General features: G+C 56.8%; 18 protein-coding genes and 1 pseudogene. 10 read left to right on the top strand and 9 right to left on the bottom strand.

Features of this window, described 5'->3' with window-relative positions:
* Positions 1-70: 70 nt before the first annotated feature.
* Positions 71-1,477, top strand: a complete 1,407-nt coding sequence (locus ACP7AL_RS24200; RefSeq protein WP_425994981.1) for a PLP-dependent aminotransferase family protein — start codon at positions 71-73, stop codon at positions 1,475-1,477.
* A 167-nt stretch (positions 1,478-1,644) separates the two neighbouring features.
* On the opposite strand, the gene ACP7AL_RS24195 is transcribed toward ACP7AL_RS24200, so the two are convergent.
* The gene (locus ACP7AL_RS24195) at positions 1,645-1,776 is read right to left on the bottom strand and encodes a L,D-transpeptidase (protein WP_425995205.1); all 132 of its coding nucleotides are present in this window, start codon (positions 1,774-1,776) and stop codon (positions 1,645-1,647) included.
* A 372-nt stretch (positions 1,777-2,148) separates the two neighbouring features.
* Complete coding sequence (locus tag ACP7AL_RS24190; RefSeq protein WP_425994979.1) at positions 2,149-2,526, bottom strand: response regulator; 378 nt, start codon at positions 2,524-2,526, stop codon at positions 2,149-2,151.
* 557 nt (positions 2,527-3,083) lie between these two features.
* On the opposite strand from ACP7AL_RS24190, the gene ACP7AL_RS24185 reads away from it, so the two are divergent.
* From ACP7AL_RS24185 to ACP7AL_RS24170, 4 genes are all read left to right on the top strand, one after another.
* On the top strand, positions 3,084-4,475 hold the full coding sequence (locus tag ACP7AL_RS24185; RefSeq protein WP_425994977.1) for a DNA modification methylase: 1,392 nt from the start codon (positions 3,084-3,086) through the stop codon (positions 4,473-4,475).
* The gene (locus tag ACP7AL_RS24180) at positions 4,475-4,879 is read left to right on the top strand and encodes a DUF5681 domain-containing protein (protein ID WP_425994975.1); all 405 of its coding nucleotides are present in this window, start codon (positions 4,475-4,477) and stop codon (positions 4,877-4,879) included. Before ACP7AL_RS24185 ends, ACP7AL_RS24180 begins: the two co-directional genes overlap by 1 nt.
* A gap of 1 nt (position 4,880) precedes the next feature.
* Complete coding sequence (locus ACP7AL_RS24175) at positions 4,881-5,603, top strand: hypothetical protein (RefSeq protein WP_425994973.1); 723 nt, start codon at positions 4,881-4,883, stop codon at positions 5,601-5,603.
* Between the two features lie 101 nt (positions 5,604-5,704).
* Entirely contained in the window at positions 5,705-5,827 is a 123-nt protein-coding gene (locus tag ACP7AL_RS24170) for a hypothetical protein (protein WP_347335787.1), read from the top strand.
* Positions 5,828-5,926: 99 nt separating this feature from the next.
* Here the strand turns inward: ACP7AL_RS24170 and ACP7AL_RS24165 are convergent, their stop codons facing one another.
* The 4 genes from ACP7AL_RS24165 to ACP7AL_RS24150 all read right to left on the bottom strand — a co-directional run bounded on the left by ACP7AL_RS24165 (position 5,927) and on the right by ACP7AL_RS24150 (position 9,221).
* Positions 5,927-6,172: a hypothetical protein gene (locus tag ACP7AL_RS24165; protein WP_425994971.1), complete on the bottom strand. Its 246-nt coding sequence runs from the start codon at positions 6,170-6,172 to the stop codon at positions 5,927-5,929.
* 20 nt (positions 6,173-6,192) lie between these two features.
* On the bottom strand, positions 6,193-6,459 hold the full coding sequence (locus tag ACP7AL_RS24160) for a hypothetical protein (RefSeq protein ID WP_425994970.1): 267 nt from the start codon (positions 6,457-6,459) through the stop codon (positions 6,193-6,195).
* A 51-nt stretch (positions 6,460-6,510) separates the two neighbouring features.
* On the bottom strand, positions 6,511-7,260 hold the full coding sequence (locus ACP7AL_RS24155) for a S1 family peptidase (RefSeq protein ID WP_425994968.1): 750 nt from the start codon (positions 7,258-7,260) through the stop codon (positions 6,511-6,513).
* 446 nt (positions 7,261-7,706) lie between these two features.
* Complete coding sequence (locus ACP7AL_RS24150) at positions 7,707-9,221, bottom strand: recombinase family protein (protein ID WP_425994966.1); 1,515 nt, start codon at positions 9,219-9,221, stop codon at positions 7,707-7,709.
* A 183-nt stretch (positions 9,222-9,404) separates the two neighbouring features.
* On the opposite strand from ACP7AL_RS24150, the gene ACP7AL_RS24145 reads away from it, so the two are divergent.
* Positions 9,405-9,554 carry a hypothetical protein gene (locus tag ACP7AL_RS24145; RefSeq protein ID WP_425994964.1) on the top strand — a complete coding sequence of 50 codons (150 nt, stop codon included), beginning with the start codon at positions 9,405-9,407 and terminating at the stop codon, positions 9,552-9,554.
* An 882-nt stretch (positions 9,555-10,436) separates the two neighbouring features.
* Here ACP7AL_RS24145 and greA read toward each other — a convergent pair.
* Both greA and ACP7AL_RS24135 read right to left on the bottom strand, forming a co-directional pair.
* Positions 10,437-10,919 carry a transcription elongation factor GreA gene (gene greA, locus ACP7AL_RS24140; protein ID WP_425994962.1) on the bottom strand — a complete coding sequence of 161 codons (483 nt, stop codon included), beginning with the start codon at positions 10,917-10,919 and terminating at the stop codon, positions 10,437-10,439.
* Positions 10,920-10,951: 32 nt separating this feature from the next.
* A pseudogene (locus ACP7AL_RS24135) lies at positions 10,952-11,198 on the bottom strand (hypothetical protein).
* A 75-nt stretch (positions 11,199-11,273) separates the two neighbouring features.
* Between ACP7AL_RS24135 and ACP7AL_RS24130 the strand changes: the two are divergent.
* Positions 11,274-11,864: a cell envelope biogenesis protein TolA gene (locus tag ACP7AL_RS24130; protein WP_425994960.1), complete on the top strand. Its 591-nt coding sequence runs from the start codon at positions 11,274-11,276 to the stop codon at positions 11,862-11,864.
* A 12-nt stretch (positions 11,865-11,876) separates the two neighbouring features.
* On the opposite strand, the gene ACP7AL_RS24125 is transcribed toward ACP7AL_RS24130, so the two are convergent.
* Entirely contained in the window at positions 11,877-12,716 is an 840-nt protein-coding gene (locus tag ACP7AL_RS24125; RefSeq protein WP_425994958.1) for a Ku protein, read from the bottom strand.
* Between the two features lie 227 nt (positions 12,717-12,943).
* Between ACP7AL_RS24125 and ACP7AL_RS24120 the strand changes: the two genes are divergently transcribed.
* The 3 genes from ACP7AL_RS24120 to ACP7AL_RS24110 are packed head-to-tail and all read left to right on the top strand — an operon-like array spanning position 12,944 to position 14,249.
* Entirely contained in the window at positions 12,944-13,141 is a 198-nt protein-coding gene (locus ACP7AL_RS24120) for a hypothetical protein (protein ID WP_425994956.1), read from the top strand.
* Positions 13,141-13,554: a hypothetical protein gene (locus ACP7AL_RS24115; protein ID WP_425994954.1), complete on the top strand. Its 414-nt coding sequence runs from the start codon at positions 13,141-13,143 to the stop codon at positions 13,552-13,554. Before ACP7AL_RS24120 ends, ACP7AL_RS24115 begins: the two co-directional genes overlap by 1 nt.
* A complete protein-coding gene (locus ACP7AL_RS24110) occupies positions 13,554-14,249 on the top strand; it encodes an SOS response-associated peptidase (protein ID WP_425994952.1) in 696 nt (231 codons plus the stop codon). Before ACP7AL_RS24115 ends, ACP7AL_RS24110 begins: the two co-directional genes overlap by 1 nt.
* Positions 14,250-14,477 lie beyond the last annotated feature (228 nt).

The raw sequence follows: 14,477 nt of genomic DNA, 5'->3' as shown, positions 1-14,477 counted from the left end.
CCGTACAGATGCCCTTCGCTGGTCTATATAAAAGTACCAAGAAGTGACAAAAATCGTGTACCACTAGATCATGGCCAAGCCGCTGAACCTGAAGCTCGACCGGTCTGCGAGGACGCCGCTGACCGAACAAATCCGCAAAGGCATCACGTCCGCCATCGAGAGCGGCGTGCTCGCGCCGGGAGCGCGTCTTCCATCCTGGCTGGACCTGGCGGCCCAACTTGGTGTCGCCCGGGGCACCGTTCGTTCAGCCTACGAAAAACTGTCCGCAGCTCAACTCATCGTCGCTTCACGCGCGACTGGCACCCATGTTGCGCATCGCCCTTCCATCCCGGCTCGACAGGAAGAAGCCCCCGACCCCGGCTCATTCATGGAGATGTATCAAGAGCTCACTGCTGGGCCGGCGATCTTCCAAATGGGCGTACCGGCGCATGAAACCTTTCCTGCCAAACTATTCGCGAGAATTCGCACGCGGTCGTTTCGCAGGGAAATGAGCGCGCCACCCATGTATCCCGATGCGCGTGGCGAGCTGGAATTGCGGCGCGAGATCGCGGCGTACCTTGCGCTGACGCGCGGGATCGAGTGTACGCCTTCCCAAATCATCATTACGGGCGGCTTCAGCAGCGGCCTCGGATTAGCGCTCCGGGTTTTGGGTCTTGAGCAGAAAAAGGTCTGGATGGAAGATCCAGGTTTCCCCTTCACTCGGCACGGTCTTGAGCTTGCAAAATTGTCGATCGTACCGATTCCGGTTGACGCGGATGGCATCGATGTCAGTTACGGAATAAAACATGCTCCTGACGCGGCGTTGGTTGTCGTAACTCCAGGGCAGCAGGCACCGCTCGGGTCTACATTATCGCTGGCAAGACGTTCACACCTTCTCGACTGGGCTGCCCAGGAAAAGGCATGGGTGATCGAAGATGATTATCTAAGCGAGCTTCAGCTAAAGGGTCGGGCCACGCCAGCGCTTGCCTCTCTGGATCGCGTGGGACGCGTCATTCATATCGGGTCATTCAGTAAGACCCTGACTCCTGCTTTACGGCTGGGCTTTGTCGTTGCACCCGCGTCTCTAGCACCCCGGTTTGCCGAGGTTGCGGCATGCCTCGCGCCACCGCCTGGGCCCTCGGTGCAGCTCGCGACGGCCGAATTCATGCGCGACGGCCATTATATGCGGCATCTTCGACGCACGAAGCGAGTCTATGCAGCGCAAGGCGACGCATTGCTAAAATGCCTCCGCCCACGTGCCAAGGACATTGTGATTGCTGGATTGGCCGTGCTGTTGCGATTGCCGGACGGCGCTCCCGACCTCTCGCTCGCCAGGGAAACGCTGTCGTTCGGATTGTCGCCTACGCCGCTATCGCTCTGGTATGCGTCGGCGGCTTCGGCGCGGCCCGGTCTGTTGCTAGGCATCGCCACATCTCCACAAAGGCGAATCGAGGCGTCCTGCGACCGGCTCTTTGGGATTATTGACCGCCTTACGTGACGAGCGCAGCTGACACTCTTGCGAATGTCCGCAATGGGTCATGAAGTGATCACAACCGATGTCCGTGCCGAGTCCGTTTTGCCCTCGTCAGCGGACACGCATTCGACGGGATGGTACGTCAGTTTCGTGCCACGAACGGTCATAGCTAGGGTAAAGGCGCGAAAGCTCTAACTGACGAAAACAACGCGGGCTTCCAGGGAAACGCGGCGATACAATTCCTCAACGTCGTCATTCACAAGACGAATGCAGCCGGATGCTACGAGGTATCCGACGGTTTTTGGCGAGTTCGTTCCGTGAATGAGAAGACTTGCCGACCCATAAGGAGTGCTCGGGCGCCAATCGGATTTCCAGGACCGCCCGCCATCGGACCGATTGCCGCGGCTTTTGCATCATCGGCATCCGCCTGCGCGCTCGAAGCCGCGCCAGCGCTCCGCACCCTGCCACGCGGTAAGGCCGTGCTGTTCGATGACATTATGGATGCATTGCGATCGCTGGATACGGGTGATGGGCAACCGATTAAAAAATATCAGAAACTTGTTCGTCGTCGCCGGCTACTTGGGCAGTCTCGCAATGAAGCAACTGGCTCATCTATACAGTAAGCAAAGCTGCGCCGACCGGTAAAACCAACAGTCGGCGCCGCCAAACGCACGCCGCCATTTTTCGAAATGCCGTTATGCCGCGCCAGTCAATTCGTGAATGGCGCTTATAATTTGTTCTGGCTGATACGGCTTGGGTAAAAACCTAGCGTCTTTCGGAAGGTCGCCATCATGTATTTTGAAATGTCCTGAAGTCGCAATAATTTTAATCGGTGGCCACCTATCTCTGACGGCGGCAGCCAGCTTCAAACCGCTCATTGAACCCGGCATATCGATATCGGTAAATACAAGCCGAATGTCCGAATTGCGTTCGAGCATCTGAATGGCTTCGTCCGCGTTAGCCGACTCTAAAACGTCGAATCCTGCAATCTGCAGCGACTTGACGATGTCAGCGCGAATGAGTGTTTCATCTTCAACAACAAGAACGCGTATGGGCGACGTGATTAGAGGCATATAGTATTTCCCGACAATCTTGCAGCTACATGGCACCCTCGACAAGGTCTCAACACGCGTATCAAGATTTCGTTCATGGTGGCCGCTTGTGTCTCCGGCAGCTGGACCTGATCATTTCGCGGCAATGCAACTTCGTTACTGCTGTAAGATAACGCTTACGCGGGCCGTCCCGCTGTTGATCATGTGAAGTTCGCATGCGCCGATGGAGCTAATGTCGCTCGGTTCGTTACGCAATAACATTCCATACCGCATCATTACGCGAATCTAGTCCGGCCGGTTGCTCTCGCGCAGACCGCTGTGGAAAGCCGAAATTAGCCTTGACGTTCATAACGGGCACGCCCTAGCTTTTGGCCGTCAAGAGGCGCAGCCGATTTGCCGCCGACAAACGTCTGAAACATCCACGCAGTGCAGACTGCCCGGTGTTGATCGCGCCAGCGAACGTTTCCCATCTGCCGATCACCAAGGAGGGTGTCCGAAATGATGTGTCCGCTCATGCGGCTGTCGTTTTCGTACGCCTAAAGGTGTTCGAGACAGCCGCCTAACAAGGAGGTTGTTCCATGATTGCGCGATTCCCGGGAGGAAAAATCGAGATCCGGCGACGCCACCGCGCGAATTTCGATCAGAACAATGATGTGTCGGATCTCGAGGCTCTGGTTAAATCTCAACGGATCGAACACTGGCCCCTTGAAGCCATCAATGTTGGCAGCCGACGCTTAAGACGGCACTCGGCCCCCAAGCAGCAGGCGCTGAATCGCGCTATCGCCCACTTCCGCGTTCTTGCACCAATAGTCGTCGACCGGGCTGGAAACCTTCTCGCCGGCCGCGGCCGCTTGGTTAGTGCCAGCGAACTGAAGCTGAGGGAAGTACCGGTCATTGTTGTTTCGCACCTGTCAGAAAGTGAAAAGCGCCTTTACGCCATCGCAGATAATCGCCTGCAGGAATTAGCAGCCTGGGACATGGATGAGCTCAAAGTCGAACTCAAGGAGATCAGCATCGCTGATCCTGAGCTGGATCTGAATCTAACAGGCTTCGAAACCCCTGACATCGATCGCATCCTTGGGCTTACCGATGGGCCAGTCGATGAAATCGAAAACGTACCTCCCCTACAGACTCGCGCGGTTTCCGGCGAAGGCCACCTTTGGCTGCTAGGCTCTCACAAGGTATACTGCGGTAGCGCACTCGAAGCCGCGAGCTATGCCGCCCTTATGCACGAAGAGCGCGCTCAGATGGTCCTCACGGACCCTCCCTACAACGTCTCGATCAATGGTCATGTGCGCACCACAGGCACGACGCACCGCGAGTTCGTAGCGGGCTCCGGCGAGATGTCGGAACAGCAGTTTACCGATTTTCTGGGACGCTTTTTGAAGCGCGTTCGCGAGCTTTCCGAGGATGGCGCGATTGTCTACGTCTTCATGGATCATGCTCACTCGCTCGAATTGCAGGCTGCGGCATATCCTATATTCGGCAAACATAAGACCTTGTGCGTTTGGGCCAAAGATGCCGCCGGCATGGGCAGCTTCTATCGCTCGCAGCATGAACTGGTGTTCGTCTTCAAAAACGGCACCGGTCGGCACATCAACAACTTCAATCTTGGAGAAAAGGGCCGTTACCGAACCAACGTTTGGCGCTATCCAGGAGCCAATACCGGCCATGATCGACGTGACGCATTGGAAATGCACCCCACCGTCAAGCCCGTCGCCATGTTCGTTGATGCGATGCTGGACTGCTCTCACCGCGGCGGAATCGTACTCGATTGCTTTGGCGGTAGCGGCGTCACGCTGATCGCCGCAGAACGCACGCAAAGGATCGCTCGCGTCATCGAGCTTGATCCTCTCTATGTCGATCTCATGATTCGTCGCTGGCAGGCTTTCACGGGGAAAGCCGCCATTCACGCCGCAACCGGAATGACGTTCGCTGAGCGAGAAACGCAGTTGAAGGAGGGGCAGTAATGGCGAAACCTCAGAAGTCAAAAGTTGGTTATAGGAATCCACCGAAGCATGGACAGTTCAAGAAGGGCCAATCAGGTAATGCCAAGGGTCGTCCCAGGGGCGCCAAGGGGATCAAGACCTTGCTCGCCAAGGAATTGGGCTCAAGGATCACGATAGGAGCTGACGGGCAGCAGCGGCGGGTGAAGCGCTCTGAGGCATTGATCAAGGGACTGGTAAACGACGCTCTACGTGGCAAGGATCGGCCTCGTGACACTGTTCTCCGCATGGCCGATCAGATTGAGCAGGATGCTCAGGCGAGACAATCGCGAGAACTGTCAGCCGAGGACCAAGCAATTCTTGATCGCTACGTCGAACGCCGCCTTAAGCTCCTCAGGCGGTCGCAACAAGATGATACGGAGTTCTGACTTGTCGCTGTTCGATGATGCTGATGTACTTAAGTCGGCACTGCGCAACGACTTTCTTTCATTCGTTGCCAAGTGCTTCGTTTACCTCAACCCGGGCCAGGTATTTCATTCAAACTGGCATCTTGAAGCTATTAGCCACAAGCTTGATGAGTGCCGAAAGGGACACATCAAGCGGCTGGTAATCTTGTTGCCGCCCCGTCACCTTAAATCAACGATTACTTCGGTCGCGTGGCCTGCATTTGTACTTGGCCATGCTCCTCAAACGAAGTTTATCTGTGCCAGCTACGGCCAGGAGTTGGCCAACAAGCTGTCGAATGACACTCGCAGCATTATGAATGCTGAATGGTACCGAAATCTTTTTCCCGGAACTTGCATAAGCCCTCAAAAAGATACCCAGCACTATTTCGAGACCACCGATCATGGTGGGCGTTTTGCGACGTCTGTTGGTGGCCCCATGACGGGCTTCGGGTGGGACATTCTCATTGTTGATGACCCTCAGAAGCCATCTGACATGGTTCACGAAACCTCTCGTCAGAGAGCACCCGACTGGCTCTTCAACACGGCTTTCTCTCGCTTCAACGATCCCAAGAATGGCATTGCGGTCATCGTCATGCAGCGCCTGGGCGAGGATGACCTCATTGGCGCACTCGAAAACGTACCAGCACAGGTATTCGAGCCGGAGATGCTTGGATTTCAGGCAACGGCCAACCAAGGATCGAGATGAAACGCAATCTGCATCTTGCCGCCATATTGCTTCTTGCAATGTGCGCTGTTCCGCTTCTCACCGTCCCAGCTTCCGCTCGCGGCGGCGCAGCGGCGAACATCATGAGCTCACCAGGGTATCAGCGGGCGCTGGAGGAATCGCGCAAGCGGCAGGCTGAGCCATACGTGAAGAAGCCGGCGGTGTATCCGCGCAAGAAGTGGCGGCATCGCGGGCAGGGTCATTAATACCGGCCGATGCCAGAGCGTCACCAGGCCGCCGCGCGAAAAGTCCGGCAACGGCACGATCTTCTCGCGGTGGGCGACATCATCCGGGCCTGACGGAATTCACGGCATGGAATAGCCCATCCCGACGCCGCCGCCAAAGCGAATGCAGCTATCCGAGCCAGGCATACGCACGAAGCCCGCGCCGAATTCGGAGCAGGACGGCGGGCCCGCTGCTTTTCGTGGCGCCGGTGCATGACTGCGCGTGTGCGTTTTGTTGATGCCCGGCCGCTTCTCCTGTGCCGCGGATGCAGAAGTCATCGTCACGCAAATGGTGATAGCGAGCAGACAGGACATGGCGTAAAACATGGAACATCCTTGCATGGCCCTCAACGCGATCCGCCCACGCCGACGTTGATGCCGCCGCCGAGCCGCACGCAACTTCCGGTGCCTTCCACGCGCACATAGCCGGCACCGTATTCCGCACAGGACGTTGCCGGGCGAGGACGTGCAGCCGGCTTTAGCTTTGAATTGTCGAGACGCGGCTGTTCTGTCTTCAAGTCGAGCTGCTGGGCGAGCGCCGAGGGCGCCGTGACAGCAACAAGCAATACTCCTACCGCGAGACAACCCAAGATGAGGTGACGGGCATGGCGCATCGTCGGGTCCTTCCATCGGAGGATAGTGTCTCGCGTTGACGGTTCGTCAAATCACAACCCCGCGCCCCAGCTTCGCGCGGTCTTTACGATCCAGTCTCTATATGATGTGAGGGGCGTGACGCCGGTAAGGCCGCCGCAGCCTGCGGCGTTGTTGGCGCCGGTCGACCAGCTCACCACGCCGGTGATGACGCTGCGGCCATCCTGATCCTCAAACGCGGGCGCGCCCGAATCTCCGGTGCAGGCACCCATGCCCGCGCTCCTGTTCTGGGTTTGTGGATCGACTAGGCGCACCTGCAACGTACCCGGCTGGCCAGTCACGGCGAGCGGCGCGGCGCGCGCAGTGCCCACGCCGGAATCGCTGCCGGCGACTGTCGATCCGATGCCGACGACGGTGAAGCGCGAGACGGGCGTAAAGGGAATGCGCGGCACACCTACAGGCGCAGCGGACTTGCCGGGCATCGGCGCGGACAAGCGCAGCAGCGCGACATCCGCCGTCGCCCGGTGCGCCGCGGTGGATTGTGCATTGTATTGCGGATGCACCGCGACCTGCTGCGGTGCGATCAGCGTCGGCGGCTTCGATGAATAATCGATCACGCGATTGGCCGTGCCGGGCGCGATGCAATGCGCGGCGGTCAGAATGATGTTCGGCGCAATCATCGTGCCGGTGCAGACGCCGCCGCCGGCTGCGACGACGGTGACGATAGATCGCGCAACATCGCCGCTCGGCGCGGAGCGGCTGCCGGTTATCGCAAATGCTCCAGTTGCGCAAAGACAAAAAAGAAAAGACAGGAAAGTTTGCATAGCTCTGTCGAACGCATAACGCCTCGGCTGTCAACCTCAGAATGACCGCCGATCCCGCCCCCGCGGCTCATGAGGAAATGGTCCATCTGCCACTAGGTCAATAAAGACATCCTTCATTTCAATGATCAATCCTGGCCAGCGCATTTCCAGATAGGTTGCTGTCACAGGGTCGTACAGAAATGGCGCAAAGAACCTCCACGAAACAACAAACGCCAGACTACGATCAAGGTCTGGAGGGAGCGACGATTGAGGGCCTAGAATGTTTGGAACTGATTGAATTCCACGCGTATGTATAAATCTGTTAAATGTCTCATCTGCAACGACATCTCTTAGTTGCTCCAACAACCGGCCGATCCGACCGTGCTTGATAACCTCTCTTTGGTCACCTCCAAGCTTCTCCAGCACCCTGCGCTTACGAGTTTCCGCCCTTCTCTGATCTCGTAGGTCTACCATTGGGGCGCAACGGCTTTTGTGCGCGCACAGAGCTGATAAAGCGGCTCCAGATTATTCGTTCGGAACCTATCGAGCCTTGCCCCACTAGACGCGCTCGTCGTGATCCACGCTCCGTGCGGCAATAACATAAAGGGCAGAATGAAATAGTCCTCAACCCGCCCGCCTCGCCTCATGATCCTCGCGCCCACGACGATGTCGGGTTTCGTCCCAGATCTATAGCCAAACTGCCAGATACGCGGACCCGTGTTTTTTAGTCGGCTAATGAGTATGCTGACTCTGAGCTCTGCGTTTACGATGACATGCTTGTTCCAAGGGAAGACCTCAACTGTTCCCCCTCGGCGGATTATCTCCGCTTTCATTTCGGAGATAATTTGCTTGCGGAGGTCTGCGTTGTATCCAAGGCTCTCCCGGTTCCTGAAGCAGATCAAGTGATACGCCTTAGACAAACTCCCGAAATAGGCCTGATATGTGTGGCAACTGGGCGCTATTTTTGATTCGCTAATTATCTCTGAGCTGAGATGTTCGCGCTGGCACCAAAGTGCCGTTAGGCAATCAAGCATCCAGTTCGTTGTCAGGGGTTGGGCCAGTTGCTCTAGCCGCTCAGTCGCCTTCTTGAATCGATCCTTAGGTACAACGGCCTCGAACGCGTCCTCATAGCGAACCCAATCCTTCTTCGGATTTCGTTGCCATTTTTTACCGATTGGTTTCGACGTCAGGCTATATACAGCAGTCCCGATGTATTTTTCATGCGACAGGACTGCTCGCACTGTATTGTAAGTCCACGGACCTCCTGATGCAGCAGGGATTCCCTCGGTCGTCAATTGTTCTGCGATTTTGCGTACGTCCAATTCCTGATCGAGAAACATTTCGTAGATGCGCTCGATAGTTGCTAACTCGTTTGGCGGACCTGGGATCAAAATAACATGGTCCGATTGAATGCTTTTCCATTGACCTCGGCGAAGCTCACCCTTGAGCGTCCGGTGTTCATCGACGAGCATGCGGCGAAGGCCGTAACCTGGAGGTGCCCCGAGATGAAAGCCTTTCACGGCCAAACGGATCTTCGCAGTTTGCACTTTGACGGACAGTTCTCGACTATATTCTCCAGCCATCGCACGCTTGATGTTCTTCAGGAGTGCGGCGGTCAAACTGCCGTCATTTTCGAACTGTTCAGCGCAGTACTCGACGTTGACCCCTGCTTGCCTGCATAAGTATTCATAATGTGCGCTCTCATCGCTGTCCTGGAAGCGCCCCCAGCGGCTGACATCGTAGACAAGGACAGTCTTGTAGTCTGCTCTTCCGGAACACACATCGGACAGCAGAGCCTGGAGCCCTGCGCGGCCGTCAAGGCGCACTCCGCTTCGTCCGACATCCTCGTAGCTGCGCACAATCGTCAATCCTCTGCGTGCAGCATAAATCAGAATGGCATCGGACTGATTTGCGATCGAATAGGATTGCATGTCAGTTGACATGCGGACGTACTGCGCAGCGCTATTTTCGGGTGAGAGCATGTGCGATCGAAGCAATAAAGAGTGAAAGCCCAGCCAAAAAGCTTGATAGAATTAAGCGCTAGACTGCGGCGTAACTAACTCAACTGGAAACGATCGCGCATCCGAACGAAACCTGTGAACAGACATCCCCGTTGACATTCGTGATGTAGGAATATAAACCTATATTATGAATGGAGGTTTGCCGTGGATTCAGACCGTATAGACATCCGCTTTTGGCCGTTGCGGGTCATGGTGCGCGGGGAACGCGCCGTCGCAGCACTGCGGTGGCCTCTTGCCTTCGCACTCGTGACCCTGGCGCTCGCGCTGGCTGTCGCCGTGGCGTTGCGGCTGTGAGGCCTCGTACATCAGATGTTATGGACTGCGCGCGCATCGCTCCCTGCAGAGACGTGCATTCTTGATCGCGACTTATCGCAACTTATGCGCCCGGGCGTACTCAATTCCGTCGAGGATCAGCTAGTGAACGTCCTCGGCCCTGCCCCAGCGCAGCACTTCACTCACTTGTTAGGCTCGAGATCTTTTTCGCGATCGAAGAAGTGCTGGATTTGCTCCGGCGTGATCTCGGAAGATTCTTTAAGTTTCGCGCCTTGGTCTAGCGCCGTGTCAGCTTCGAGGATGTCACCGTGATCTTTTCATCGCCGCCAGCTTCAGCAGCACGCTTATGAGCCGGGGCCTGCCGAGGCACCGATCGTGGTTATGATTTTCTAGAGGTGCAGCTCCGACGAACGAAATCGGCAGAAAGGTCCGCGCCCGGAAACGCAGTACGTCTCGGACCGTTGAAACAAGCGCGCTGCTCTACGGGATACGACCGAAGCAAACTCCTGCCGTGCGCATGCGCACTTCGAGGCAAGAACGGCGCGGCTCGCAGGGTCCCGTTGCCGTTTCCAGTAATCAGGCAAACATCTATACGGCTGAAGCGTATCGAAAAATGGCAGCAGAACTGCAGCGGCTGATCGATAGGGGGCAGTTTTCTGAGGACGCTGCTAAAAGATAACCGCGCGACAGCGGGGAGCGCAGAATCGTAAGCCTTCGTGACCTAAACAAAAATCTCGGAGCGGCGATGAAGCAAGCCGAAAATTCAAGATGCGATCAATATCGCAAAGAATCCGGCTATCAGGAAAAGTTCCTCACCACTGCGTGCCCGAATGCATTCGCGAGTGCCCTCCCCGCAATAAGGAACCCAAACACGAGTGTTCAGGGGCACGAGGCGGGCATCGACTAACGTTCTGATGTCGTCGAAGCGTCTCCAATTGACACAATTTCAGCCGTCCCCTGACCAGCCACGACGGTGTCACCAACGGCTTTCCCGAGCAAGGCTCGGGCCAGTGGCGACGCATGGGACAGCAGCCCTTTGGTAGGATCAGCTTCGTCTTCTCCCACGATCCGGTGGTCCTGCGTTCGGCCGTCGTCGCGCCTGATCGTGACCGTGGCTCCAAACCTCACGGTCGTAGCGCTGTCCGGCATCTGGACCACCATCGCGGTGCCGCGTCTGTTGTCCCAGTAACGGAGGTCTCGGGATATAGCCGAAAGCGCGTCACGATCACCATCCATCTGCGCCTGGGCCAGCCTGCTTTGAAGTTCGGCGATTGTGCGTTCAATTAAGTCAAGGCCTTCCACCGTCACGTAATTCGGGTGGTCCGATACGATACGGTCGGGAAGTTCATCGACGGTGTCGGACTCTTTGACAAAAGCTCGGCTCATGACCGCTAATTCCGTCGCGGATGTTGCGTTCCCTAATCCACAGATTTCAGCCTTCGCATGGAAAATTCGATCTCGTCGCCGGGGAACTCACGCCAGGTTTCAACCTCCGACATGTAAGCCTGTTTGGGGTATTCATCGAGGAATGCCCTTGCCGTCTGGCGGGCTTTTTCTCGAGGCTGGGTGAACGTCTCCCGGACGTAGCCGTCGTCCCGGCCGGCGACCTGCCCTTTGCTCGGCCATCCGATTCGACAATTCCCGCGGCGTTCTTGGCCCGGGCATCACGATACTCCACATGCGATAGTTCTTAGGTAATCATCTGTTGGCGGATTTGGAGTCCGAGCCCGGAGCGTTGGCATGCCTAGAAAGCTCAAAACTTACCAGACATCGATGGGCTTTTTCGATCTGGCCGTAGCCGCCCCGTCGATGAAAGCAGCATTGGAGGCCTGGGGATCCAAGAACAACTTATTCCACCAAGGTTTTGCGCAAGAGGTGGATGATATCGACGTCGTCGCCGCAACAATGAAAAGGCCCGGCGTAGTGCTGAAGCGCCCTGTTGGATCTGATGGGCCCTTCTTAGAGCAGGCGGAGCTCCCGGCATCGCTTCCAGCCCACAAGCGGGGCTCGCGAAAGCCCCCTTCGACGCCAATTAAGCGCGGGCGCGCTCTGGATGACAAGGCCGCCCGAGAGGCCGCAAAGGAGTACGAACGGGAAGAACGGAAGCGAGATCGGGAACGGGCCAAACTTGAAGCTGAACGTGAGCGCCGCGAGCGAGCCATCTCCAAAGCCGAGGCCCAAAGAGAAAAAGCAAAGCGAGATCATGAGAACCGGCTTCGCGAGATGGAAACCGAGCGCGCGGCGCTTGATCGACGTTTCGAGGCTGAGGAGCTTCGCTGGAAAAGGCAGATGGAGAAGATTCAGAACGAATTGAAACACGCGCGGAAGTGAACGCCAAGCTTGCTAAGCCGCCCTTCGTTTCCGCCCGCCGGTACGCCTCCGTTTTGCGCGCGGTGCGGCACTCTTCTTGCCCTTTAAACTCTGTTTAAGGGCCTCCATTAGGTCGATCACGTTGCCACGATCTTCTTTTTCTTCAGGCACCTCAATCGTCTTCCCAGCCGCCTTACGCTTTACCAAGGCCTTTAAAGCCGCCTCGTATTTGTCCTTGAACTTGCCGGGGTTAAATTTGGAGGCTTTTGTATCAAGGATGTGAGACGCCAGCTTGACCATGTCTTTAGATACCCGCGGATTCGGAATGTCGTCGAAATAGTCTTCCTCATCTCGCAGTTCATACGGATAGCGCAGTGTTGTGCCTAATAGACCTTTTCCCAAAGGCTTTAGCGCAATGATGTGCTCTCGATTGGAAAGGACGACCCGCGCCAGCGCAACTCTTTCTTTCTGCTTCATCGCATCACGGATCACAACAAACGCATCCGCGCCTTCTTTTCCGCTCGGGACGATGTAATATGGTTTGTCCAGATACCGCTCATCGATATCTTCGGCAGGCACAAAGTCGTCAATCTCTATGGTGTGAGTGCTCTCAAGCTTGATCGCGTCGAGCTCATCATCGTCTATCTCGACGTAGCGGCCCTTTGAAAGCTCGTACCCCTTTCCCTTGTGTTCCTTATCAACCACCCGCCCCGTGCGCTCATCGACCATCTGCTGTCTAAGCCGATGGCCGGTCTTGGTGTTGATTTGGTGAAAGTGGGTTTTTTCGGATTGCGTTGAAGCAGGATATAGAGCGATTGGACAAGTTACGAGCGAGAGCTTCAGAGAGCCCTTCCAATAAGCACGCGGCGCCATGCAAATCTCCTAGATAATGCATGGCAACGAGTTTAGTCGTCCCGCGTTCCACATTTGGGATTCATCCTGCGGCCCTCGCCCCTGGCGGCGCCGCCGAAGGATGCCAGTAGGACAAGCTCAACCAGATCGATCGCGTTCCATCCCCCGACCAGCTGTACGACCTCACGCTTCCACAACCACATCTAGGACTATTTACCTGCGCCCTCGCGTGCGCTTGAATGTCCTTCATGAAAATCTCGTTCTTCCGACGCACCAAGTCCCGCTACGCCGACGACAAGGCTGTGGACGACTTCGCCCGAGTCGACGAGACAGGCATTCTGAGGGCTCAGCAGCGCATCGACGAGGCAGCGGCGATCATCGGTAAGGACAGCGCGCCGACGTCCGAAGACGTCGATCGCCTTGGCAAACTGCTTGGTGGTCCGTAATGGGATCGAAGTCGCGGGAATATCTATTCGGCAGTTCCATACGCGCGGCCGCGGAGCGCGCAGTAGAAGCGCGCCTGAAGGCTGATCGGCTCGCCTGTGAGGCCTGGACACTTCGGATGCTGGGCTATCACGGCCCGGCCCAACCCTCCCCGACGCTCGGTGACGCCCTGAACGCGGGCTATCGGTATCTTGAAGTGAAGTGCCTGGGCTGCGAGATGCACAGCACGGTGAACCTGACAATCGTCCGGCAGCCGAAGGAAACTCCCATTCACGAGCTTGAGCGGTGGATGCGCTGCCAGGATTGCTCGAAGGTCCGCGGCTACCCATATAAGCGAAGCCACCTTGTGGCACTCCGTCCCACCAAAATTTCAGCCAGCGACCCGCCGTCGTATGGCTATCCCGGAGAACGCTGATGTGCGGCCGCGCGCGCCTTGCTGACGACTGGTCGGAAATCAAAATCCGGCTGAAGTTCGATTCAGACGCCCCGGCGCCGAACTACGAGTACAACCATAATCTCGCGCCGACGGAGCGCATGATGACCGCGATCCGATCGGAAGACGGGAAGCGGACGCCGCGGATGATGAAGTGGGGACTTATCCCCTCGTGGGCGAAGGATACGAAGCTTCAGTACTCGACGATCAATGCCCGCTCGGAAGAGTTCACGACGAAACCAGCGTTTAAGGACGCATGGAAGCGCGGGCAGCGTTGCCTGTGCGTGATGACCAATTTCTACGAATGGAAGAAACTCGACGAGAAGGGCAGGGAGAAACAGCCCTACGCCATCTTCATGGCCGGCCGAAAGCCGATGGTCATGGCCGGCCTCTGGTCAACCTGGCGCGATCCGCTGAACGGTGAAGAGGTGCTGAGTTGCACGATCCTCACCTGCGGGCCGAATAACGCCATGGCCGAGATCCACAATCGCATGCCCTGCATCTTGGGCGAAAGCGACTGGGCAAAGTGGCTGGGCGAAGAGTCCGCGAGCAACGACGAACTGCTGGCGCTGCTGGCGCCCTGCCCCGACGAATGGCTCGAGATATTCCCGGTCGATAAACAGGTGGGAAATGGCAGGAATAAGGGGCCTGAACTGATCCTACCGGTGACGAGCTAATGATCGTGAGCAAGCATCGGCCTGACGCTGCCTATTTTGCGATTTCGGTTTTTTTTCAGCGCCGCACTTCAGGCACTGATAATCGATCCGGTCCTCGAAGAATGAAAAACCTAGATGAATGGTCTTTATGACCATTGCGCGCGGAGGCTTGTACTTGGGACAAGTAACAGGCGCGCCTACGCCCGGTCGTCGGTTAGCATGCGGCTTCACCGCAATAAAGAGCTCAAT

Origin of the sequence: Afipia sp. DC4300-2b1 (assembly GCF_049895725.1) — a bacterium.
Taxonomy (GTDB): Bacteria; Pseudomonadota; Alphaproteobacteria; order Rhizobiales; family Xanthobacteraceae; genus Afipia; species Afipia broomeae.
The sequence above is the reverse complement of the archived record's forward strand: the minus strand, read 5'-3'. Positions and strand labels throughout refer to the sequence as shown.